The organism is Pedobacter rhizosphaerae (assembly GCF_900111155.1).
GTDB lineage: Bacteria > Bacteroidota > Bacteroidia > Sphingobacteriales > Sphingobacteriaceae > Pedobacter > Pedobacter rhizosphaerae.
On sequence record NZ_FOGG01000007.1, the window covers coordinates 193,688 to 216,489 of the forward strand.

General features: G+C 38.0%; 23 protein-coding genes. 11 read left to right on the forward strand and 12 right to left on the reverse strand.

The window, feature by feature from the left end; translation table 11 throughout:
- Window positions 1-10 precede the first annotated feature (10 nt).
- The 5 genes from BMX11_RS08010 to BMX11_RS08030 all read right to left on the reverse strand — a co-directional run bounded on the left by BMX11_RS08010 (window position 11) and on the right by BMX11_RS08030 (window position 4,298).
- The gene (locus BMX11_RS08010; RefSeq protein ID WP_090883256.1) at window positions 11-856 is read right to left on the reverse strand and encodes a transketolase; all 846 of its coding nucleotides are present in this window, start codon (window positions 854-856) and stop codon (window positions 11-13) included.
- Window positions 857-920: 64 nt separating this feature from the next.
- Window positions 921-1,385 carry a thioredoxin-dependent thiol peroxidase gene (bcp, locus tag BMX11_RS08015; RefSeq protein WP_090883258.1) on the reverse strand — a complete coding sequence of 155 codons (465 nt, stop codon included), beginning with the start codon at window positions 1,383-1,385 and terminating at the stop codon, window positions 921-923.
- A gap of 93 nt (window positions 1,386-1,478) precedes the next feature.
- Window positions 1,479-3,218, reverse strand: coding sequence for a M23 family metallopeptidase (locus tag BMX11_RS08020; RefSeq protein ID WP_090883260.1), 1,740 nt, complete (start codon window positions 3,216-3,218; stop codon window positions 1,479-1,481).
- Window positions 3,219-3,220: 2 nt separating this feature from the next.
- Entirely contained in the window at window positions 3,221-3,832 is a 612-nt protein-coding gene (locus tag BMX11_RS08025; RefSeq protein ID WP_090883262.1) for a fumarylacetoacetate hydrolase family protein, read from the reverse strand.
- Window positions 3,833-3,908: 76 nt separating this feature from the next.
- The gene (locus BMX11_RS08030; RefSeq protein WP_245738611.1) at window positions 3,909-4,298 is read right to left on the reverse strand and encodes a T9SS type A sorting domain-containing protein; all 390 of its coding nucleotides are present in this window, start codon (window positions 4,296-4,298) and stop codon (window positions 3,909-3,911) included.
- Between the two features lie 322 nt (window positions 4,299-4,620).
- On the opposite strand from BMX11_RS08030, the gene BMX11_RS08035 reads away from it, so the two are divergent.
- Entirely contained in the window at window positions 4,621-6,579 is a 1,959-nt protein-coding gene (locus tag BMX11_RS08035; RefSeq protein WP_090883266.1) for a KUP/HAK/KT family potassium transporter, read from the forward strand.
- A gap of 264 nt (window positions 6,580-6,843) precedes the next feature.
- Here BMX11_RS08035 and BMX11_RS08040 read toward each other — a convergent pair whose 3' ends face one another.
- Window positions 6,844-7,458, reverse strand: coding sequence for a pyridoxamine 5'-phosphate oxidase family protein (locus BMX11_RS08040; RefSeq protein ID WP_090883268.1), 615 nt, complete (start codon window positions 7,456-7,458; stop codon window positions 6,844-6,846).
- A gap of 186 nt (window positions 7,459-7,644) precedes the next feature.
- On the opposite strand from BMX11_RS08040, the gene BMX11_RS08045 reads away from it, so the two are divergent.
- The 4 genes from BMX11_RS08045 (at window position 7,645) to BMX11_RS24265 (ending at window position 9,811) form a co-directional block, all read left to right on the forward strand.
- Window positions 7,645-8,058: a nuclear transport factor 2 family protein gene (locus BMX11_RS08045; protein ID WP_090883270.1), complete on the forward strand. Its 414-nt coding sequence runs from the start codon at window positions 7,645-7,647 to the stop codon at window positions 8,056-8,058.
- 132 nt (window positions 8,059-8,190) lie between these two features.
- Window positions 8,191-8,577 carry a winged helix-turn-helix transcriptional regulator gene (locus BMX11_RS08050; protein WP_090883272.1) on the forward strand — a complete coding sequence of 129 codons (387 nt, stop codon included), beginning with the start codon at window positions 8,191-8,193 and terminating at the stop codon, window positions 8,575-8,577.
- Window positions 8,578-8,844: 267 nt separating this feature from the next.
- Complete coding sequence (locus BMX11_RS08055) at window positions 8,845-9,627, forward strand: DUF1223 domain-containing protein (RefSeq protein WP_090883274.1); 783 nt, start codon at window positions 8,845-8,847, stop codon at window positions 9,625-9,627.
- A 19-nt stretch (window positions 9,628-9,646) separates the two neighbouring features.
- Window positions 9,647-9,811 carry a hypothetical protein gene (locus tag BMX11_RS24265; protein ID WP_175474506.1) on the forward strand — a complete coding sequence of 55 codons (165 nt, stop codon included), beginning with the start codon at window positions 9,647-9,649 and terminating at the stop codon, window positions 9,809-9,811.
- A gap of 127 nt (window positions 9,812-9,938) precedes the next feature.
- On the opposite strand, the gene BMX11_RS08060 is transcribed toward BMX11_RS24265, so the two are convergent.
- Window positions 9,939-10,538, reverse strand: a complete 600-nt coding sequence (locus BMX11_RS08060) for a nucleotidyl transferase AbiEii/AbiGii toxin family protein (protein ID WP_245738612.1) — start codon at window positions 10,536-10,538, stop codon at window positions 9,939-9,941.
- 56 nt (window positions 10,539-10,594) lie between these two features.
- Entirely contained in the window at window positions 10,595-11,146 is a 552-nt protein-coding gene (locus BMX11_RS08065; RefSeq protein ID WP_245738613.1) for a helix-turn-helix transcriptional regulator, read from the reverse strand.
- A 228-nt stretch (window positions 11,147-11,374) separates the two neighbouring features.
- Here BMX11_RS08065 and BMX11_RS08070 point away from each other — a divergent pair, with 228 nt between their 5' ends.
- Window positions 11,375-12,523: an acyltransferase family protein gene (locus BMX11_RS08070; RefSeq protein WP_090883280.1), complete on the forward strand. Its 1,149-nt coding sequence runs from the start codon at window positions 11,375-11,377 to the stop codon at window positions 12,521-12,523.
- 135 nt (window positions 12,524-12,658) lie between these two features.
- On the opposite strand, the gene BMX11_RS08075 is transcribed toward BMX11_RS08070, so the two are convergent.
- Entirely contained in the window at window positions 12,659-14,608 is a 1,950-nt protein-coding gene (locus BMX11_RS08075) for an amino acid permease (protein WP_090883282.1), read from the reverse strand.
- 242 nt (window positions 14,609-14,850) lie between these two features.
- Here BMX11_RS08075 and BMX11_RS08080 point away from each other — a divergent pair, with 242 nt between their 5' ends.
- A complete protein-coding gene (locus tag BMX11_RS08080) occupies window positions 14,851-16,080 on the forward strand; it encodes an MFS transporter (RefSeq protein ID WP_090883284.1) in 1,230 nt (409 codons plus the stop codon).
- A 165-nt stretch (window positions 16,081-16,245) separates the two neighbouring features.
- Here the strand turns inward: BMX11_RS08080 and BMX11_RS08085 are convergent, their stop codons facing one another.
- The 3 genes from BMX11_RS08085 to yihA all read right to left on the reverse strand — a co-directional run bounded on the left by BMX11_RS08085 (window position 16,246) and on the right by yihA (window position 19,607).
- Window positions 16,246-17,958, reverse strand: a complete 1,713-nt coding sequence (locus BMX11_RS08085) for a M3 family oligoendopeptidase (RefSeq protein ID WP_090883287.1) — start codon at window positions 17,956-17,958, stop codon at window positions 16,246-16,248.
- Between the two features lie 64 nt (window positions 17,959-18,022).
- Entirely contained in the window at window positions 18,023-18,886 is an 864-nt protein-coding gene (locus tag BMX11_RS08090) for a UbiA-like polyprenyltransferase (protein WP_090883289.1), read from the reverse strand.
- Window positions 18,887-18,989: 103 nt separating this feature from the next.
- Window positions 18,990-19,607 (reverse strand): ribosome biogenesis GTP-binding protein YihA/YsxC, encoded by a 618-nt coding sequence (gene yihA / locus BMX11_RS08095; RefSeq protein ID WP_090883291.1) that lies wholly within the window; start codon window positions 19,605-19,607, stop codon window positions 18,990-18,992.
- Between the two features lie 146 nt (window positions 19,608-19,753).
- Here yihA and ubiE point away from each other — a divergent pair, with 146 nt between their 5' ends.
- From ubiE to BMX11_RS08115, 4 genes are all read left to right on the forward strand, one after another.
- Window positions 19,754-20,485 carry a bifunctional demethylmenaquinone methyltransferase/2-methoxy-6-polyprenyl-1,4-benzoquinol methylase UbiE gene (ubiE, locus tag BMX11_RS08100; RefSeq protein ID WP_175474509.1) on the forward strand — a complete coding sequence of 244 codons (732 nt, stop codon included), beginning with the start codon at window positions 19,754-19,756 and terminating at the stop codon, window positions 20,483-20,485.
- Window positions 20,482-21,279: a type IX secretion/gliding motility protein PorT/SprT gene (porT, locus tag BMX11_RS08105; protein WP_090883293.1), complete on the forward strand. Its 798-nt coding sequence runs from the start codon at window positions 20,482-20,484 to the stop codon at window positions 21,277-21,279. The genes ubiE and porT overlap by 4 nt, the downstream gene beginning before the upstream one ends.
- Before the next feature lie 82 nt (window positions 21,280-21,361).
- Complete coding sequence (locus tag BMX11_RS08110; RefSeq protein ID WP_090883295.1) at window positions 21,362-22,123, forward strand: SDR family NAD(P)-dependent oxidoreductase; 762 nt, start codon at window positions 21,362-21,364, stop codon at window positions 22,121-22,123.
- Between the two features lie 100 nt (window positions 22,124-22,223).
- Window positions 22,224-22,670 carry a GatB/YqeY domain-containing protein gene (locus BMX11_RS08115; protein WP_090883297.1) on the forward strand — a complete coding sequence of 149 codons (447 nt, stop codon included), beginning with the start codon at window positions 22,224-22,226 and terminating at the stop codon, window positions 22,668-22,670.
- Window positions 22,671-22,802 lie beyond the last annotated feature (132 nt).

A 22,802-nucleotide genomic window follows, 5' to 3' on the forward strand; every position in this document is an offset into this window, starting at 1 on the left:
CTAATCTGTATTAGTAATCCCCTAAAGTTTCTGGTAATTGAGCCAATGCCGCAGCCAGTTGCTCATCATTTGGAGCTGTACCATGCCATTTGTGCGTACCCATCATGTAATCAACACCCGCACCCATTTGTGTGCTCATTAAATTTAAGATTGGTTTACCTTTTCCTGTCAAAGTTTTTGCATAGTGTAAACCTTCAACAATAGCCTGCATATCATTACCATCTGTATTGATTACATGCCATCCGAAAGCTTCAAATTTAGCCTGAAGGCTATCTAAAGAAAGCACTTTGCTGGTAGGACCATCAATTTGCTGACCGTTGTAATCAACAGTTGCAATTAAATGATCAACTTTATTAAATGGAGCGAACATGGCTGCTTCCCAGTTTTGTCCTTCTTGTAATTCTCCATCTCCTAGTAATGCAAAAATATAAGATTTATCGCCGTTTAGTTTTTTCGCCAATGCAGCACCAATAGCAACAGATAAGCCTTGTCCTAATGAACCTGAAGCAATTCTGATTCCCGGTAAGTGTTCGTGCGTAGTTGGATGACCTTGCAATCTTGAATTTAACTTACGGAAAGTTGCCAACTCACTTTTATCGAAATAACCAGCATGAGCCAATGTGCTGTACCAAACTGGAGAAATGTGACCATTAGAAAGGAAGAATAAATCTTCACCAGCCCCTTGCATTGTGAAATCGGTTTTGTGGTTCAATATTTCAAAATACAAGGCAGTGAAAAAATCTGTACATCCAAGCGAAGCGCCAGGGTGGCCAGATTGACATCCATGAACCATTCTTACGATATCTCTTCTGATTTGAGAGGCAATATCTTCTAATTCTTTAATTGTATGTTTCATTAAAATTATAAAATAAGAGGTTGTGTTACTTAGCAAAGGTAATATTTTACCTGCTATAACCTAATTAGTTATTGATTAAATCGAGTACCTGTTGAGTGGCGTTTTTAGTATCTACTTTTTTGATAATATGGCTGATTTTACCTTCTCCATCAATGATAAAGGTAGACCTTACCGTACCCATATATTTCTTGCCATACATGTTTTTCTCCGCCCAAACTCCATAATCATTTACAATTTGTTGTTCGGTATCTGCCAGAAGTGTAAAAGGCAAACTGTGCTTGGTTACGAATTTCTGATGTGACTTTTCATCATCAACGCTTACACCTAAAACCACAATGCCTTTAGCTTGTAAACCTTGATAGTTATCTCTAAAATCACAAGCCTCAGCGGTGCAGCCAGGGGTATCATCTTTTGGATAAAAATACAGAACTACCGTTTTTCCTTTAAAGTCACTTAAAGAAACAGTATTACCATTCTGGTCTTTTGATGTAATTGCAGGTGCTTGATCACCTTCTTTTAGCTCTGCCATATTATTTTGTTGATTTTTAACGCGTATTACTATAAGCTAAGTTACTAATACATCTTGCATCCTGATAATAATTGGTCAATTATTGGATTAATTTTACCTAAAAAAGGAAATAGTATATTTTCTCTCGTTGTTTTTGATGTCAGAAACCACCAATTCCAGCGTATGTCTTCCCGGACTGGTTCGCTCATCGAAGTTATGCCAAAGTGTTGCGCTCTTTGTATCAAATTCCATGAGTATCCATTTTCCATCCAGAAAGCCATTAAAGCTTTTAATTCCAGATAAGTTATCACTGATTCTAAAGGCCATTTTTGGCAAACCTGCCATACTTTTGCCATTTGCAATATTTAAAGGAACAATTCTTGGTGCAATGGTATCGGCCGCAATGTAAAAACTACCGAAATTTCTAGGCGTTGCTTTGATGTAACCATTGTCAAAACTACCGCCTTGGGAAGAACCGTTTGAATTTACAATCAAAGCTTTATCTCTAAGGTTTTCAGGCAAAGCATCCGCCTTAATCCATAAATCGAAGCCAATATGTAGTGGAGTAAACCTGTTATGGATTTGATGAAGGGCTGACCATGCATTGCTGCTGGCTGGCTTGGGGAGCTTTTTGTAATTAAAGTTTAAATCATTGTACAGGGTGCCCTTTGGAAAAACCGCTTTAATTTCATCGGTGTTAAACTCGTTAACCTTATTGTAGGTCAGTATAGTACCTGCCGGAATAGCAGGTGTAACTGAAGGTGCTGAACCCGCGTTTACCGTAAAAGGCAAAACAGAGGAGTTACCCTTGGCATCAGTAATGATATACTTAAGCTGATGCGGTTGGCCGTCATTAAAGTTAATCCTACCATTATTGACCAGACTGCTGTAGATTTTTAATGGGTTACCAGGGTCGACAAAGCTTTTTTGGATACTTCTTTTGCTACTCATATAAGCTGGGTAGTCTATGTGAGCATTGATGGCCTTGCTGTCTTCAAAAGCAAAACGCTCCAAAGCGGAGGTGTAAATGGTTTTTCCATCTAATTCTAACTGGATAGAATATACTCCGTTGGTACCCGACATGCCATTGTGCCTATCGGTAGTGATTACGCCAAATCCCACTTCTCCGGTTAAACTGATAGGGGCAGTAGTTTTGTAATTGCCGCCAGCTCCTGTAATGGCGATAGCTTGCTTAGGCGTGTTTTCGTTAAAAGCTTTGCCATTTAGGCGATACACATATAGTCCGTGAATAATAGGAGGTATGTTATCTGGAATGGCGATACCAAAAAACTGTGGGTTGATGGTTTCCTCTGTCTTCGTATCTCGAATTTCGAAGTGGAGATGTGGCCCGCCTGAGCTTCCCCTGTTTCCAGACCAGGCAATAATTTCTCCTTTATGTACAGGAATTAATGTTGCATCCGGAAACTCATCTATCTCAAACGATTTTTTCTGGTATTCCAGGTTCTTAACAATCGTAGCAATTTTTGGAGAGAATCGCTGTAAATGCCCGTAAACAGTGGTGAAACCGTTAGGATGGTTAATGTAAAGCGCTTGCCCGAAACCGCTGTTTTGAACCCGTAACCTGGAAATATACCCATCAGCCACTGCATATACAGGGTAGCCCTCCCTTTGGTTAGTCCTGAAATCAATACCAGAATGGAAATGGTTGCCTCGAATTTCACCAAAAGATCCTGCTAAAGCGGGAGGGGTGATATCCAGAGGCTGTCTGAAGTCAGTTATCGGGTATTTATTAGTACTAAATATCTGCTGTGCCTGAACGGCTAAACTTGAAAAAAGTAGGAATGATAAAAATGCAAATTTGGTAATGTGTTTGGAATTCTCGTTTTTCTGCATCCTTATTTTGCTTCAAAATTTAATAGTTGTTTTCCTTCTAACCAGGCTTCTAACTTATCTCCTTTATTAATTTTCCCTACACCTTCAGGGGTGCCTGTAAAGATAAGATCTCCTTTTTTGAGGGTGATATATTGAGAAACAAAGCTGATTATTTTTTCAAACGAGAATAAGAGGTCTTTGGTATGGCCTTTTTGTCTGCTTTCATTATTAATTTTCAGTTCGAAGTTTAAATCATAAAGATTTTCATAATCAGTTTTCGGGAAAAAGACACTAATGGGAGCAGAATTATCGAATGCTTTGGCCAGTTCCCATGGTAAACCTTTTTCTTTATGCTTGCTTTGAATGTCGCGGGCAGTAAAATCAATCCCCAATCCGATCTCATCAAAATAATTGGCTGCAAATTTTTCTGCAATATGCTTACCTTCTTTACAGATTTTCAATACCACTTCTAATTCAAAATGAACGTCATCAGAAAAATCGGGTATATAAAAAGGTTTGTTGTCTTTAAGAACTGCGGTATCTGGCTTTAAGAAAATGACAGGGGTAGTAGGTACTGGATTGTTAAGTTCTTTGGCATGTTCTGCGTAATTACGTCCAATAGCAATGATTTTCATTCTTTTATAATTTTGAATATGAGGAATTAGATTTGACAGCGATCAAATCCTTTCAAAAATAGAAAAGAAAATGGTGTTATAAAACTGAGATGCGTTTTACCTGGCTTTCAGAGCCTGCTACAACGCGCAAAAAGTAAATTCCCGCATTTAATCTGCTTGGGATTGTAAAACTTTTGGTTTGTTCACCGGCATTAAGACGTTCATTGGCCAGTGTAACTACTTCATTGCCCAATAAATCAATTATTTTAATGGTGGTTTGCGTACCGTCTTTACCAATGCTTAAAATAATATTTAATTGATCCTCAACTGGGTTTGGATAAATTTTTACGATAGATAAAAGTTTATCTTTTCCGTTGGCTGTGGTTGCACTTTTAGGAATTGTAGAATAGGTATTGAACATTCCCGATCCACCGATAGACATGTAAGAAGGTTTGTACGGCTGGATATTGGCTTTAATTTCGGGCACCCTACTTACTTTTTTTGTTCTTGATTTTAGGGTAAGGCGTATAGAGTCAGTTTGTTGAGACCAAGAATTGCTGTTGCACAACAAAACCATACACAGAATGCATAGGATTTTAGTGAGTAACGTTATCTTAGTGTAGAGTTTCATCAAATTGTTATACAAATGTATTAATTTAAAACAAAGAAATTAAACATTTTGTTCAAAAGCCATATTTTAACACAATTTAACAATAATTTTTAAAAAACAAAGTGTTAAAATTAACACAATAATTTGGTTGTTAATTTGTTATAGTTAGTTTACTTTTGCCGCACTAAATATCATAAAGGTGTCAAGTCATAAAAATGTCAATGCATTAACCGCCGGTGGGGTTCTAATTAGTTTAGGAATTGTGTTCGGCGATATCGGTACTTCTCCGTTGTATACGCTAAATGCTATCTTTACTACTATTTTAGGCGGGAAACAGGATATCAATCCTTTGAATGTACTAGGAGTTCTTTCTTGTATTATCTGGACTTTAACGCTACAAACAACAGTTAAGTACGTAATTATTACTCTTCGTGCGGATAATAAAGGTGAGGGCGGGATTTTCTCTCTTTTCTCTCTTGTACGGAAAAAGGCCAAGTGGTTGGTTTTGCCTGCCATAGTAGGAGGATGCGCGTTACTGGCCGATGGTATCATAACCCCCAGTATTACTGTGACTTCGGCTATTGAGGGTTTAACGAAAAAATTCGACGTGCCGGTTATTCCAATCGTGCTCTCGATCTTAACGGTTTTATTTATCATCCAGCAATTCGGAACCAATTTGGTTGGCAAGTTATTCGGGCCTGTTATGTTTGTTTGGTTTGCTGTGTTGGGTACATTGGGGCTCAGCTTTATTGTTAAAGATTTTACGATTTTAAAGGCCTTTAATCCATATTATGCCATTCACCTGTTAGCAACTAACAATCTGGCTTTCTTAATTCTGGGAGGCGTTTTCTTATGTACAACCGGAGCTGAAGCACTTTACTCTGATTTAGGTCACTGCGGAAGAAATAATATTCGCATCAGCTGGATTTTTGTGAAGCTAACCTTAATCCTCAACTATCTCGGGCAGGGGGTATGGATTTTACAAAACAGTTCCTCTTACGTTCCGGGAGCCAAGATGAATCCATTCTTTCAAATTGTACCCGATCAGTTTCAGATCCCAATGGTGCTTTTGGCTACGATGGCGGCAGTAATTGCAAGTCAGGCGCTAATTAGTGGCTCTTTTACGCTAATCTCAGAGGCTGTTAGACTCAATCTTTGGCCGAAAATCAGGATCGTTTATCCATCGGTTTCCAAGGGGCAATTGTATGTGCCTTCTATTAACTGGATGCTATGGATAGGTTGCTGTGGCATTGTATTGCTTTTTGAGAAATCAGAAAGTATGGATGCTGCTTATGGTTTATCTATTACCATAGCCATGTTAATGACCACTATTCTGGTTAGTTTTTATTTAAGGAGTAAGCGTTTTCCTAAATATATTGTCGCAACATTCTTCTTTACGTACGTTATTATTGAAGGAACGTTTTTGATCAGTAATTTAACCAAATTTCTTCATGGAGGTTGGGTAACCGTACTTATCGGTTCACTTCTTTTTACCATTATGTGGAGCTGGTTTGTAGCACGTAAGATTAAAAACAGGTTTGTTAAATATGTGGAGATCGAAGATTATTACGAAATTTTAAGTGAATTAAGTGGTGATGAAACCGTACCAAAATACTCATCACAATTGGTTTATTTAACCAGTGCCAACTTCAAAACTGAAATAGAATCCAAAATCATATATTCTATTATCCAAAAGGAACCTAAAAGGGCTGATGTATATTGGCTGGTTCACGTAGATGTGATGGATGAACCTTATACCATGGATTATAAGGTAGAATTCCTTATTCCTGGTAAATTGATTCGAATAGACTTTAAACTAGGATTCAGGATCGAACAAAGGGTAAATCTACTTTATCGTAAAGTGGTTGAAGAACTGGTAAAAAATGGAGAGGTAGACATTACCAGTCAGTATACTTCCTTAAATAAACATAAGATTGCCGGCGATTTTAGGTTTGTACTTTTAGAAAAGCATCTTTCTAAATTTACCAATCTAAGCTTCTACGAACGCACCATTATGGATTACTATTTTGTGCTGAAGCGCTTGAGTTTATCTGAAGAACGAAGTTTTGGACTAGATAGCAGTTACGTAGATGTAGAGAAGGTTCCATTAATTTTTGTCACTCCTGATGCCATAGAGCTAAACAGGCTTCCGGTTTAATATGAGAAGTGTACTGCTGATTATAGCCATCTGTTTGTTTTTGATAGGTCCTGCCGCGAAGATTTACCAATGGAACAATGCTGATAAATATTTATTGGTCTCGGGACTGGGCCTGGTAATTATTACAGCCATGGCATTTATTAAAAAAGACTGATTTTTCGACTAATCCAGGTAGATAAAAGTAACCCACTTAACAAACGAGTTAAGTGGGTTTTTTATTGGAAATGATTGTCCTCTTTTTTAGTTTCATTATCTTTTCAATGCTTACTGCTGTTGTAATTTTTCTTTGAGTGCTTTAATTTCTTTTTCTAATGTATCGATGTATTGCTTTTGTGGCTCAAGGAGCTCTCTTATTTCCTCTACAGTATATTTCGGGTTGATATGTTGCGGGCAATTCCAATCGTAGGCATTAATTTTAAAAAGGATCATTCTTTCTGGCTTAAACTTATAGTCCTTCGGGCGTAAAAAATCGTAAAGATTGTTGTCTTCGCTGAGTTCCACAATTTCAGCCTCGGCATAAATTTTTAACCGGGTGCGTAAGGGGTAGGAGAGTAAGATCAGTGAAACCTTAGGGTTCATAGAAATATTTCCGGCAGAAATGTACTGTCTGTTTCCAACAAAATCTACTATGCCTATGGTAGATTTGTCTATTACCCTTATAAATCCCTTAGGCCCACCACGATGTTGGATATAGGGATAACCATTTTCACCGAACGAAGCGAGGTAAAAGCTATCGATCTCTGCGATAAAGTCTGTTTCAGCTTCGGTTAAGCCATCAACATAACTCGATTTTTCCATCCGTTCGTAACTCAGGCGGCTTCCAAGCCTTTCCTGTAAGTTTTTGATGACATCAGTAAATGCCAGTTCAGCATAATTCATCTTTTTTAGAATTAATTCTTTATTGAAGATAGTTTATGTTTCTCAAATTTTAATGTAAATACCCCCGAATGGGAAAATATGTATGCTGAATGTTTTATTTGGTAATAAATGCTACAATAAAAAATGATTATTGATAGATTTATATCAAAAGATAGATTGTGCTCTTAAATTTAAAATAAAGCAATTATGGAACAAAAACTTCCTCTTCCACCCTTTAATTTTGAAACTGCAACACAGAAAGTGCAGCTGGCAGAAGATGCCTGGAATAGTCAGGATCCTGAAAGAGTTTCTCTGGCATATACCAAAGATACAGAATGGCGTAACCGCTCAGAATTTATTAATGGGAGAGAAGAGGTGGTTAAATTTCTTTCCGCAAAGTGGAAAAAGGAATTGAATTACAGACTTAAAAAGGAGCTTTGGGCTTTTACAGATAATCGGATTGCAGTGAGATTTGAATATGAATATTGCGATGTTAATAGCCAATGGTTTAGGGCATACGGAAATGAAAACTGGGAGTTTGATGAAAATGGCCTGATGCAGAAGAGATTTGCCAGTATAAATGATCTTGCTATACAAGAAAGCGAACGGAGAGTAAAATAGGGCCTCTGTTTGTTTGGAACAGGCATTTCAGCGTCATTAACCTTGTAGTATATTTCTATCAGTACGAGGGCATATAAATATCAAAGATATTTGGTATACATTTGTAATCGTATTACTAAATGTAGGTATGTCATGGCAGAAGAAAGTAGATTAAAATTAGCCAAGGAAGTATTGTCTGATCCGAGAAATCAGAAGGAAGAAGTACAAGCTTTACAAGATACTTTATACGTTTTGGGGGGTAAATGGAAATTACCCATTATTAATTCCATTTGCAATGGTAACCGTCGGTTTAGAGATATCGAACGCAGTATTCCCGGCATTACTACGCGAATGCTTTCCAAAGAACTTAAAGAAATGACTGCAAATCAACTCATCAAGCGAACGGTTATTGATGATACCCCTGTTGTGGTCGAATATATTTCAACCGATTATTGCGAATCTTTTGGAGATATTATCCTGGAAATGATAAAGTGGGGCAAAGAGCATCGTAGCCGTTTAAAGGGAAGCAAAGGAGAGTAATAGTTTAAAGTTAAAAGTCGAAAGTGAAAAGTTTTGATTGTCACTATTAGATTATTGGCAAGTATTGGAGTATAATTTTACCATGTAATTTTAGATCCTAGCTTTAATCTTTCCATATTTTGCTTTCCGCTTATCCCTTCAGTCTTCCCCTTTTAATTTTCATAGCGCTCACCGTCTATTTCCCGATCTTATTTGTCCATTACAGCTATTTGTTAATGGTTCAGCAGGCTATAGGCCAGTATTTTTGATGAAAAAGAAATACGAATTATGAAATCATTTGGAAAAATAGCACTCATAAATGCGATCATTATTGCAGTTGTTGCACTAACATCGTTTATCTGGACAAGCTCTGCCACAAAGAAAGTTGTTCAGCAACCCATTAACGGAAAAAGTTTTGTGGTACTCGAACTGTTTACTTCAGAAGGATGTTCAAGTTGCCCTCCTGCAGAAGAACTTTTGGCTAAAATAGATCGTGAATCTAAGGGTAAGCCAGTTTATGTTTTAGGTTATCATGTAGATTATTTTGATAATCTGGGTTGGAAGGATGTTTTTGGAAGTCCAGAGAATACCAAGAGACAGCAAAGATATAGTAGCTGGTTAAATTCCCAGGTTTATACACCTCAGCTTGTGGTTAATGGTGCCGAAGAATTTATTGGTTCTGACGAGCCGAAAATTAGTAAGGCGATCAATGGGCAGTTGCTTGTAAAACATGCCGCAGATTTATCGCTTAGCAGTCAGCAAGATGATAAAGCGGTAACTGTAAAATATGAAGCGAAAGATGTTCAGCCTGGTGAAGACTTAGTATTGGCATTGGTGCAAAAAAATGGGCATACAGATGTTATACGTGGAGAAAATGAAGGACGTAGTCTTTCGCACATTCAAATCGTTCGCAAAACTGCAATGGTTGCTTTGAAAGAAGCACACGCTGGTACTGCAACATTAAGCTTTCCTAAAGATGCAGAGAAACAGGATTGGGAGGTAATTGGAATGATCCAGAATACCAAAACGGGCGTAATCTCTGCTGCAGCAAAGATTGAGGTAAATCCTTAAAATTTAAAACAGACAACTAATGGCAAATCGAAATAGAAAACAGGTTAATAGTCTGCTGGTTGGACTGGCGAGGCTTATGTCTGAGGTTTTTCCGATCAGCCCTCCATTGAATAAAAATATTGGACAAGCTGGTGAGATGAAGGGAACGCTCAGGAAAGAGAAAAGTTCATCCTCCATAACTTAAATCAATAAAATATAGATGCAGTTTTGCAGTCTATTGAACTAAGATAAGCGATAAATATTGAGCCTTGCAGGATAACTGCAAGGCAATTATTGTAAAGAAAATACGAATCTTTGTTTTATAGGTTTAATTAAACCTTATTTAAATCTGCTTTAGCTAGCTCCAGGTCCTCTTTAATGAATATCCATTCCTTACACATTAGGCAGATTGGGTCAAAGTCATTATCTGCAGAAGTAAATTGAGTGAGATTTTGTAGGATTAGTGATCTGTCGTGTGTCCACTCAAACCGCTTCCGGTGAAGTTCAATCATGGTGGCTAAGTCATAACGGTCAAGCAACTGATGTAAATCCCAAAAATCTTTCTTTCTTCCCAGACGCTGAATCACATCAACCTTCATCGCAATTATCTTTTCTACCGTGGCAAGTCTAATCCCTTCTAAATTAATAACATCCTGAAAAAACGGATCCATGGAATAGTAAATATCCAACTTAAGCACATTATCTTTATCTGAGCCTATCAAAAAGGATTTACCCATGGTAGGACTACAGCCAAAATCCCCAGAGACAAATGGAAAATTATTTTTTAGAAGATTTTCTATTGCTATAAAATCAATTGAACCATAAGCAGCATCGGTAAATAGATCAATGTCTACTGACATCCTGTGGCCCATGTGCAGGCTTAGTGCTGTGCCCCCAACCAAACGAAATTCTTGCAATTCAATGGCCTTCATTAGTATTAGCAAGTAGTTCTTCAGCTGCTTACTAACTGTATTCCAATAGAGCATTTCTAATGTGGTTTGTTTGGTTGCATAATCGGTAAATTATTATTGATTATACGCTTACTTCCGGTAACCTCCTGTATCTTATCTTCCCCATAAAAATCTAATAGGGCCTTCTTCTCTTGGTTATTTCCACGCTCAAATATCCTTTTGATGATAGAAACATATTGTTTCTGCCAGTCAAGCTTTTCCATGTCTGTATCCCAGAATAGAACCTTACGAAAAAGATTTAAGTCTGGATGTACCTTAACTTGCTCTTTATGAATTTCTTGTTTGATATTGTAATAAGCCTGGAGCAGGTACATCGTGCCTTCTTCAAATCCTAAGGCCCTGTCTATCTTCAGCGAAATCTCTGTCGTTAGCGCCCGCCTTCCCTTCGTTATCGCAGTAATTGTCTGTGGATATTCTGGCAACATAAGTGCAAAAGGCCCTTTCTTAAGCTTTCTTTTTTTTAGTTCGCGCTCCAAAATCAAGCCTGGATGAATTCCCCTATATTTTTCGAGTGATGCTTCCATTATACAAAAGTAAACATTTTTGTTTATTTTTTCTTGTTTAGTCAAGTTTGTTTATTAGTAATAATATTGTAATCACCAGACGAGGCAATTTTCAGATCGTTTGCTAATATATTGGTCGATCGAAAAGTAAGAAATCGATTAATTTAAAGGAGATAGGGCAAAAAGCCGAGCAAAAAAATGAGATAAAATATTGAAAAATCGATACACTTAGGGTAGGTACTCCTCAATTTTATACTCTTTCTTTGTGAACGTCAATTTTCTTTAAACAACCAAATGCCTCTAACCAAAGTCACCGGGCCTACATTAAATACCCGACCACATTTTGCCATTTTAGATGGCCTTCGAGGAATAGCTGCCATTGCAGTGGTTATCTACCATTTTATGGAGATAGCTGTGCCTGATTATCACCAAAGTTTTATTGCTCATGCGCATTTGGCTGTAGATTTTTTCTTCTGCCTGTCGGGATTTGTAATTGCCTATGCCTACGACCATAAATTGAAACAGTTAGGTTTAGCTCTATTTATGAAGTTAAGACTCATCCGTTTACATCCCTTGGTTATCATCGGATCGGTTATTGGTCTCTTAGTATTTGTTTATGATCCTTTTAGTAATCTTTATCAGGCTTATGCCGATCGTACCCCCTTGATGTTTATTACTTCATGCCTGATGATTCCCTATCCATTGGTTCATGAGCGTTATTTTAATTTGTTTCATCTCAATCCGCCTACCTGGTCGCTTTTCTGGGAGTATATTGCCAATATGGTGTACGCTTTAGTTTTGATCAGATTACGGAATAAAGCGATGTGGGCATTGGTGGGAATTGCTGCTGTGGCTATTTGTTATGAGTCTTTTCATGCCGGTTCTCTCGCCGTAGGGTGGGGAGGTGATAATATTGTAGGTGGTGGAATAAGGGTAGCTTACTCTTTTCTCGCAGGAATATTGGTTTATCGTTCTAACTGGGTAATCAAATCTCGATTGGGTTTTTTATCTATTGGACTTTTCTTAATAGCTGTGTTTGTCATTCCATTTTCGGAAAAAACAAATGCAGTGGTGGATATACTCCTCGTGCTGTTTTATTTCCCTTTTCTTATTGCTCTTGGGGCTGGTGCTCAGCTCAAAAAAAGGTTTTCAAAAATCTGTAAGTGGTCTGGAGAGATTTCTTACCCACTGTATGTTATACATTACCCATTTATATGGTTATTTATGAGTTATGTGGAGCAGACTAAGCCCAATATGCAACAGATGAGTGGTATGATAATTTTTGGAGTACTTGCATTAATTACTCTAGCTTATGGAATTCTAGTTTTTGTAGATATTCCGATTCGTAATTATCTTAAAAAGGTGTGGATAAAGGATTCGCCGCGAAAAACAGAAAAAAGTGTAGTGGTTTTTTCTGTTGGTAGGGAACCGATTGATAGTTAGGTGTTTTTCTAAGCTGATTTAAGAATTGTTTAGGTTGCTGAAAGCCCAAAGCAATAGCATTATTCTAGAGTTTTGAAAAAATACAATACCCTGCGGCACTGTGAACCACAAACCAGCGGGGTATTGATAAGGCCATTAATTACCGGCAGTTGCCAGTTTACTGTGTCTGTAACCATAGGCAAAGTAAACAATTAGTCCGATCACCAACCATACGCCAAAACCAATCCAATTGGTAATGCCCAGTTCGCACATCATATAAAGGCAACTAATTAATCCCAATACAGGAATTAAAGACAGGTTCTTGGTAATACTATAGTAGGTGATGATTACGCAAATGATCAGGAAAATCCACATCGGGATTTTATGTTTGAACAGTCCCCAACCACTTTCATATTTTTTTTCGACTGATATTTTGGAAGAAGAAATAAACTGCTCATAACGATCGGCAGGGAGATTACTTAAGTAAGATTCTGCATCTACCTTATCTGTTAGGATTAACTGAGGGGCAGCATCTTTAATGATTTCTTCTTTAACGATTTTAAGTTCATCACCGTTTAGGGAGGTTACAAAAGTTACGGTTTGAATGGTTTTTGGACTGTTAAATAGGAAAGCTTTAGTTTCCTTGCCATATTGTGTAAATGCAAATACAATAGCGGCTATAAATAAAACAGGAATAATAAATTTACTATTTACATAAGGAATTTTAAACTTTCCTCGTTGTACGTCAGGACGGTTTTGAAGCACCAATACCCCAGCGCATACCAACACGAAAGCAAATAGTGTCCCGATAGAACATAGATCGGTTACAATTGTTAAATTCATGAATAATGAAGGTACAGCCACAACAAAACCTACTACAATCGTAGCAAAGGAAGGAGTTTTATATTTCGGATGGATCTTGGAAAACGATTTGGGTAATAAACCATCACGGCTCATGCTCATCCAGATACGGGGTTGGCCCATTTGGAAAACCAGTAATACGCTGGCCATGGCAAAAACGGCACTTACAGCAATAATTCCACTCATTAGCTTAAGGTCAATCTGATCAAAAACAAATGCTAAAGGATCACCTACAGCTAAGGTATCTGATTTAACAATACCGGTTAAAACGAGTGCTATAGCTACATATAATATCGTACAGATAATAATGGCCCACATCATGCCTCTGGGAAGATCACGTTGAGGGTTTTTACATTCTTCGGCAGTTGTAGAAATGGCATCGAAACCGATATAAGCAAAGAAAACCGCCGAAACGCCCTTTAAAACTCCCGAAACCCCATTGGGGGCAAATGGGTCCCAGTTTTTGGTGTCTACATAAAACACACCCACTGCCAATACCAACATAATTACTGCTAGTTTAACCACTACCATGGCATTGCTGGCATTGCGGCTTTCTTTCATGCCACGATAAATTAACCAGGTAATCAGAATGATGATACCTAAAGCAGGGATATCAGCTACAAAGTGAAAGCCTAAAATCTGTGGCGCTGTAATCCAGGCATTGTTTGCCAATGAAGTTGCGGAATCTAAATTTGATATATTTTTGCCAGCCGCCAATAGCGCCTCAGCATGCTTATGCCCGTTAAAAGCGGTGAGGTAATCCATGGTCATCCAATCGGGAACATGAATACCATTTATGCCTAAAAAGGGTATTTTTATAGTAGATAGCAGCCCGGTAAAGTAATCGGACCAGGAAATGGCGACTGTAATATTGCCTATAGAGTATTCCATAATCAGCGACCAGCCAATAATCCAGGCCACCAGTTCGCCAAAAGCCACGTAGGAATAAGTGTATGCACTTCCTGAAACCGGAACCATAGAGGCGAATTCTGCATAGGCAAAGGCGGCAAAACTACAGGCCACAGCTGTAAAAATAAATAAGAAGATTACCGCAGGCCCACCATCAGCACTTGCTTTTCCAATCGTGCTAAAAATCCCGGCTCCGATAATGGCGGCAATACCAAATGCGGTTAAATCGCGTATCCCCAGTGTTTTATGTAAAGAACTTTCGTGGTCGCCATAACCCTTGGCTGCATCCTGTAATATCTTTGAAATGGATTTCTTTCTAAAAAGCTTTTCGAACATCTGTGTTTCGTTGAAGTATTCTTCAAACTTAAAAAAATATCGGCTAAAAACGTTTAACGCCTCATTAAAAAATAAGATGCCTTTAGCAAAACCGGGATTTTTGAGCCCTTCTTCCCTCAGGTTTGTTGCGACTGGGTCATTATATCGATTTTATGACCTCAGGCATTGCCAAAGTGCTAATTTTGCATCCCATTCCAATCTGCCAACCTTTTAAGGGTAGATTTTTTACAGAATAATTCCATATGAATACCAGCATTATATCTCCCTCGAACATAAAAGAAAAAAATCAAAAAATAGCCACCATTCTCGCTTTTGCCTTGATCCCATTATCTGGATTTGCAACTGACATTTACATTCCATCTTTGCCAACTATGGCAGGAGAGATGCAGGTAAGTAGCGTTCAGGTGCAACTAACCCTGAGTATATTTTTGATCAGCTATGGGGTTGCACAACTATTTATTGGAAGTATTCTAGATAGTTTTGGCAGATATAAGATCGGGTTGTACTCTTTGTTAATCTTTGCAGCTGCAAGCGTTGTTATTGCCATTACCCATAATATTTATCTCATTTATTTGATGCGAATTATTCATGGATTAACTGTTGGAGCTATTGTAGTAGCCAAAAGAGCTTATTTTGTTGATCTCTTCGAAGGTGAACAACTCAAACATTATTTAAGCCTGTTTTCAATCATCTGGTCTACCGGGCCAATTGTAGCGCCATTTATTGGAGGCTATCTGCAGAGTGCTTTTGGTTGGGAATCTAACTTCTACTTCCTCGGCGGATTTGCCATCGTTTTCGCCGCTTTGGAATTTATTTTTAGCGGAGAAACCTTAAAACATTTTACTGATTTTCAATTGAAAAAAATAGCCAATATCTATCTGGATATGATTAAAACTCCCAGTTTTACATTGGGGATAGTAATGTTGGGCTTAGCTTATTGTATGGTAATGGTGTATAATATGACAGGGCCTTTCATTATCGAACATCATTTGCACCTTTCGCCTATAATTGCTGGCTATAGTTCTTTAGTGTTAGGTTTTGCCTGGATGGTGGGAGGCTTTATTGGCAAGGCAACCATTAACAAGCCATTTTTTAAAAGATTGGCCATCAATACAATATTACAATTGGCTTTTGTTATTGTGATGATACTGAGTCTTAATTTTGTTAGTAATCTTTATTCGCTAATCTTTTTTGCCTTCATTATTCACATTGGTGCAGGTTTTACATTCAATAATTACTTTACTTTCTGCTTAAGTAAATTCCCAAAGAATGCGGGAATTGCAGGAGGTTTAACAGGTGGTATTACTTACGTGATTGTTTCCTTTTTAAGCTATGGCATCGTAAATGTTTTTCCGGCCAAAGATGAAGGTAATTTAAGTTACAGTTATCTGATTATGATTTTGCTGTCGCTTGTCGTGATGTATGCCATTCTGAAAATTAGAAATAAAGAGCAAAGACCGATAGCAGATTAATTGCTTCCCAACGTTAAGCGGTATATTGAAATGATTGTCGCCTTGCATCATATCAATATATAAGAAACAAAAAGAGGCTGTGCCATAAAGTTAATTTCGATCCTAACCAGTCACGAACCAACATTTATGATACAGCCTCAAATTACCTTTAAGATAAACCGGATTTTAACCCAGTTTATCTAGTTCTTCCTTTACAAATGCAGCCAATTCCTTCACATACTCTGCGCTGAAATCAAATTTGATTCCTGCGGTTTCATAAATTTCATTCATCGGCTTGGTGTAGCCTAAAGAAAGTGCTGCAAGATATTGCTCTAATGCCTTTGCAGGATTTTCCTTATAGTTTTTCCAAACGGCAATTGCACCTAATTGAGCAATAGCATATTCGATATAATAGAAAGGCACTTCAAATAAATGAAGTTGTTTTTGCCAAACATTTCCAAATTCTTTTTCCAAGCCCTCCCAATCGGTAAAACCTGCTCCAAACCGGCTATAAATTTGTTTAAAAGTTTCTTCCCTGTCTGCTGCGGTATGATTGGGATTGGTATAAATCCAATGCTGGAACTGATCGATAACGGCTACCCAAGGTAAGGTTTTAAGTACGTCAGCCAGTTGCTCTTTCTTAGCCCGGTTAAGTTCCTCCGGATTATCGAAATAAACATCCCAATTATCCATAGAAATGAGTTCCATACTCATAGAAGCCAGTTCTGCAACCTCAGAAGGACAGTGTTTAAAATCGTTAAGTTCGAGGTTTGCGGTTAAAAAAGTATGTATAGCATGTCCACCTTCGTGTACCATGGTTGTCAAATCCCGCAAGGAATTAGCAGAGTTCATAAATATAAACGGTGCCCCTGTTTCTGCCAAAGGATAGTTGTATCCGCCTGGTGCTTTTCCTTTTCTACTTTCTACATCAAAAAGATTATTGGCTTTCATTGTAGCAAGCTTTTCGCCAAGCTTCGGGTCGATCGCATTAAAGCAGGCAATGCTTTTATCAATGAGTTCAGCGCCATTGTTAAACGGCTTTAAAGCCGGTTTTCCACTTACACTCACCTCCATATCCCAGGGTTTTAAAACGGTTAAGCCCAAAGCCTCCCGTCTTTTTTCTGCCTGCTCTTTTAAAATGGGTACGATTTCCTTTTCTATTGCACTGGCAAAATCATAACAATCGTGCGGAGTATAGTCAAAGCGACCCAATGCCTGGAACATATAGTCGCGGTAGTTTTCAAAGCCGGCATTTAATGCAACCTGGTTACGTAACCGAACCAGTTCATCAAAGAGGATATTTAAATCATCTTTATCAAGCAATCTACGCTGCTGTACCGTTTTCCATGCCTGTTCGCGCAATTCCCGGTTCAGGTCTTTTATCAGCACAGAGGCTTGCTCTAAAGTATATTCCTGCCCGTTAATTTCTACGCTCATGGCACCGGTAATACCCTGATATTTTTGTTGCTTAACCTGTAGTGTTGTGAAAAGTTCTATGTTCTCCTCTCTGTAAATCTCCAAAGCCTTTTTAATGGCCCTGCTGTAAACAAAATATTTTTGTTTATCCAAATGATCCATGTAAGGACTATCTACAAATTTTTTATTCAATTCATTAGATAGGGGAGATACTTTTGGTTCGATCTCTGTAGCAAAATATTGAAAACTTTTAACGAGTTCCTCATTGGCTGTATCGCAACTCATTTTAATGTATCGCCAGGCAAAATCTTCCTCTAAAGCTGCTTCCAGCTCAGAACGATCTTTTAACCATTTCTCCAGTTCATCAGCATTGCTGATTTCGCGTGATTTTAACTCGTTAAAAAGAGGCTCGAGGTTTTCCCAGGTGATGGTTAAATCGGCAGGGATATAGGTTCTTTGTTTTTTATTTATAATTAAGCTCATAGTAATAGTTATATTCAAAAGACAGATCAGCGAAGTATTAGAACGCTGTATTGTCTCCGCGCTTTTATCTTGTTCTTAAAAAAGTATCAATCAAATAACAAAGGGCAAAAACAACAGATGCCATCCCATTTGTAGTTGCAAAGGCCTTGTTAACTTTGCTGATATCGGTTGGTTTAACCAATAAATGTTGATATATCAACGCAAAGCAGAAAAATACTACTCCTAAGTAATATACCCAGCTAAAGGCATCAGGCATTAAAAATATAGGGGCGATTACGCATGCAGCTGAAAAAATATGCAAAATCACAGATACGTTTAAAGCATTTTTTATGCCAAGTGCAGAGGGGATGGAGTGTAATTTCTCTTCACGATCAAAGTCTTCGTCCTGAAGGGCATAGATAATATCAAAGCCACTTACCCAAAAAAGAACAGCGAAAGAGTAAAGTACTGGTACAATTGAAAAATGGCCGGTAACCGCAATATAAGCGCCTATTGGAGCCAAAGATAAACCTAAACCTAAAACCAAATGGCACAGTGCGGTAAATCTTTTGGTATAGCTGTAAAATAAAACTACAAACAATGCAACTGGTGAAAGATAAAGGCAAAGTGGATTAATGAAAAAAGTGGCAACCACGAATAACAAGCAGTTGATAATTACAAATGTTAAGGCCTCTTTGGCTGAAACCTTTCCTGCGGGGATGTCGCGCATTTTGGTGCGTGGGTTCTTAGCATCAATATTTCTGTCTAAGTAACGGTTAAAGGCCATAGCAGCGTTACGGGCAAAAACCATACAAAGTAATACCAATACCAATTTATGCCACATAAAAGGACTATCGGTAGTGGTTACCCCTAAAAAAAAACCAATCATAGCGAATGGCAAAGCAAATATGGAGTGCGCAAATAAGACTAGTGAAAAATATTTCTTCATTTTTAGAATAATGTCAGGTATTGAGTATCAAGTATCGAGAACCAAGTAGCAAGTATCGAGTAGTAAGTATCGAGTAGCAAGTATCAAGACTGATTTTTAGCTTTTAAGTATTAAGAATAGGTTTTACAAAATCCTTATTTACTTCCTGAATAAAGTGTAAAACATCATCTTTTCCTAGACCTTTTTCTGCTGAAGTAACAAACGTAGCAGGGATCTCTTCAAACCACTGGCTTAACGACTTTTTAAAGGCGGCCACATTGTTCACCGTAACGTTCATGCCTTGTTTATCTGCTTTGGTAAAGATTAATGAAAATGGAATTTGTTTTTCCCCTAGCCAGTAACAAAATTCAAGATCAATTTGTTGTGGCTCAAGGCGGCTATCAATCAGTACGAAAACACACTGCAAACTTTCTCTCTTGGTAATGTATGCACGGATAAATTTCTCCCATTTCTCTCTGCTTGTTTTAGAAACCTTCGCATAACCATAACCGGGTAAATCGACAATATACCAGGATTCATTGATCAGAAAGTGATTAATTAACTGGGTTTTGCCAGGACGCTGAGAGGTTTTAGCTAAACCATGTTTGTTAACCAACATGTTGATTAACGATGATTTACCTACATTTGAACGGCCAATAAAGGCATATTCGGGCATAACTGCCGGTGGTAATGCCGAAACCTGTGTGTTGCTGCAAATAAAATTTGCCGTTTTTATAACCATATTACAAAGGTAACAATTAGTTTTTAGTCTTTTGCTGATGGAGCTGGCCTTGAAATTTAGTTGAAATGTCAAATTCGGCAGATGCGATCTCAGTTCTGGGTTCAGACTACTCACTTCCGACTTTTTCTCTATCTTTGCCATGTATCATGAATCAGAACATCACTCCTTATCAAATCGAAGATGCAACCAAAAAAGAGCAGGTTGCAGATATGTTTAATAACATTTCTAAAACTTACGACTTTTTAAATCATTTCCTTTCCTTAGGAATCGATGTATTGTGGCGAAAAATGGCAATCAAGGAATTGGTGTCTATTCATCCGCGTATTATGCTCGATGTAGCTACAGGTACTGGTGATTTTGCTTTCGAGGCCATTAAAAAATTGCGCCCTGAGAAAGTTATAGGCGTAGATATTTCTGAAGGTATGCTGGAAGTAGCCAAGAAGAAAATCAATGAACGCGGCCTGAGTGAGGTTTTTACGGTTCAGCTTGGTGATTCTGAGGGACTTCATTTTGAAGACAACACTTTCGATGCCATTACTGTTGCCTATGGCGTGCGTAACTTTGAACATTTAGAAAAAGGTCTTTCAGATATGTTTAGGGTATTAAAACCGAATGGGAAAATTGTGGTATTGGAGTTCTCTAAACCCCGTGTTTTTCCAGTGAAACAACTTTATAATTTTTACTTTAAACAGATTACACCTTTTTTTGGAAAACTTTTTTCTAAAGATAGCAGAGCTTACACTTACTTGCCAGAATCAGTAGCGGCTTTTCCTGATGGAAAGGATTTTACCGATTTAATGCAAAAAGTTGGATTCAAAAGTACCAAACAACGAATTTTAACGTTTGGAATAAGTTCGATTTACACCGGAACTAAATGATAAAAAAATTAAGCCTCATCATCATCCTTTTTACGGTATCAACAACTGCTTTTTCCCAAAACTGGGGCGGCGGAGTTGATGATGAAGATTGGAGCTGGGGTTTTAATTTTCAATACATATCAGCAGAATACAAAATTCTTAAAAAATCAGATTGGAGATCTCCCTTTTACGAAGTTCCCAATACTTTGGGCGTGTCAAGAGATCCTGCATCAGGTGATTTAGTGGCCAATTCTCTTAATTCTATTTCTAGCCCTCCATCACAGGGATTTGGTTTGGGCTTTGTAATGAACAGGCGAGTGGCAGAGAATTTTGATATCCGTGCAACACCTTCTTTGATCTTTAGCGATCGCGTGGTTCATTACGAATATGAACCTACACCAGCTGTTGGTCTTCCCAACGGACAAACCAAAAACTATCAGACGGCAATAGACCGAAAAGTACAGGCTACGATGTTCGAGTTCCCTATAGGTATTAAGGTGAAATCTAACCGGATGAACAATTTCAGGGCCTACTGGCTTGGAGGTGCCAAGTATTCTATTGATATCGCTTCCAAAAAGAAAACCTTCGACGAAGGCGAGTCTCCAATGAATAAGTTCCTGAAAAACAAACGGAACTATTTATCCTACGAAACAGGAATTGGCTTTGATCTTTATTTTGAATACTTTAAAATGTCGCCCGAAATCAAACTATCTTATTCTATTGATGACTTACTGCAACACGACAATACGGTATTTGCAACGCCAATAGATAAGTTAAAGCTGCGTCAATTAACGTTCAGTTTGATATTTCAATAGTCTTAAAAAGCCAAAAAAACTTACCTTTGCTTACAATGACAAAAGTCTTTGATGACGGTTGTCAGAACTTAATTTCATAGAAATGTCCAAAATAGCACTCATAACAGGAGCCACATCAGGTATAGGCGAAGCTTGTGCACATACCTTTGCACAACAAGGTTATAACTTAGTTTTACTTGCCCGCAGAGCAGAAAAATTAGCTCAGGTTGCTCATCACCTGGAAGATAAATATGCAATAACGATTAAACAACTTATTGGAGATGTTCGGGATAGAAAGCAAATTACTGAAACACTGGAATCTTTACCGGAAGAGTGGAAAAAGATTGAGGTTTTGGTAAATAATGCCGGGCTAAGTCAGGGTTTAGAGCCGATTGACAAAGGAAATGTTGATGATTGGGACAACATGATAGATACCAATGTAAAAGGGCTGCTCTATGTAACCAAAGTGGTTTCTAACTGGATGATTTTAAATCAATCCGGACATATTGTTAATATTGGTTCAATCGCAGGAAAGGAAGTTTATCCGAATGGAAACGTATATTGTGCCAGTAAACATGCAGTTGATGCCTTAAACCAGGCCATGAGAATAGATCTTTTACCCCATGGTATTAAAGTTACAGCGATCAATCCTGGCATGGTAGAAACGGAGTTTTCTTTAGTACGCTTTAAAGGCGATGAAGAACGGGCAAAGAAAGTATACGAGGGCGTGGAGCCGCTTATTGCTGATGATATTGCTGATGCAATCTGGTACGTAGTAAGCAGACCAAAGCATGTAAATATTAATGATATGCTCATTATGCCAACGGCACAGGCCAGTGCGACACAGGTAGTGAGGAAAGGGTAATAGCGTCCTAAGTCGAGAGACTGAAGTCTTGAGTTCAACTCAGCACCTCACCAACTTGCCAATTAACCAGCTCACCAATAGAACAATTAAACCATTAAACATGATATCAACTACAATAGATCAGGAAATAAAAAAAGCCATGTTGGCTAAGAACAATGCGCAGTTAAGAGGTTTAAGAGCCATAAAAGCGGCCTTACTTTTAGCTAAGACAGAAAAGGATGCCAGCGAAGAAATTACAGAAGAAGGGGAGTTGAAGATTCTTCAGAAGCTGATTAAGCAACGTCGTGAATCTGCGGATATTTATAAACAGCAAAACAGAGAAGATCTTTTTCAGGTAGAGCAAGAAGAGATTGATGTAATAAATCAGTTTTTACCTAAGCAGTTAGACAGAGAAGAAGTAGCTGTAATTATTGAGCAGGTAATCAAACAATCGGGCGCAACATCAGTTAAAGATATGGGGAAAGTGATGGGATTGGCCAATAAAGAACTCGCTGGGAAAGCGGATGGCAAACTGATTGCAGAAATAGTAAAAGAGAAATTAGCTTAAGGAGCTGAAAGGAGTTAGGAGTTGTAAGTTAAAAGTTAAAAGTGAAAAGTTGAAAGTGAAAAGTTTAAAGTAGAAAGTGAAAAGTAAAACGGTTAAAGGGATTGCAGTGTTTAAATAATGTTCCACACGCCA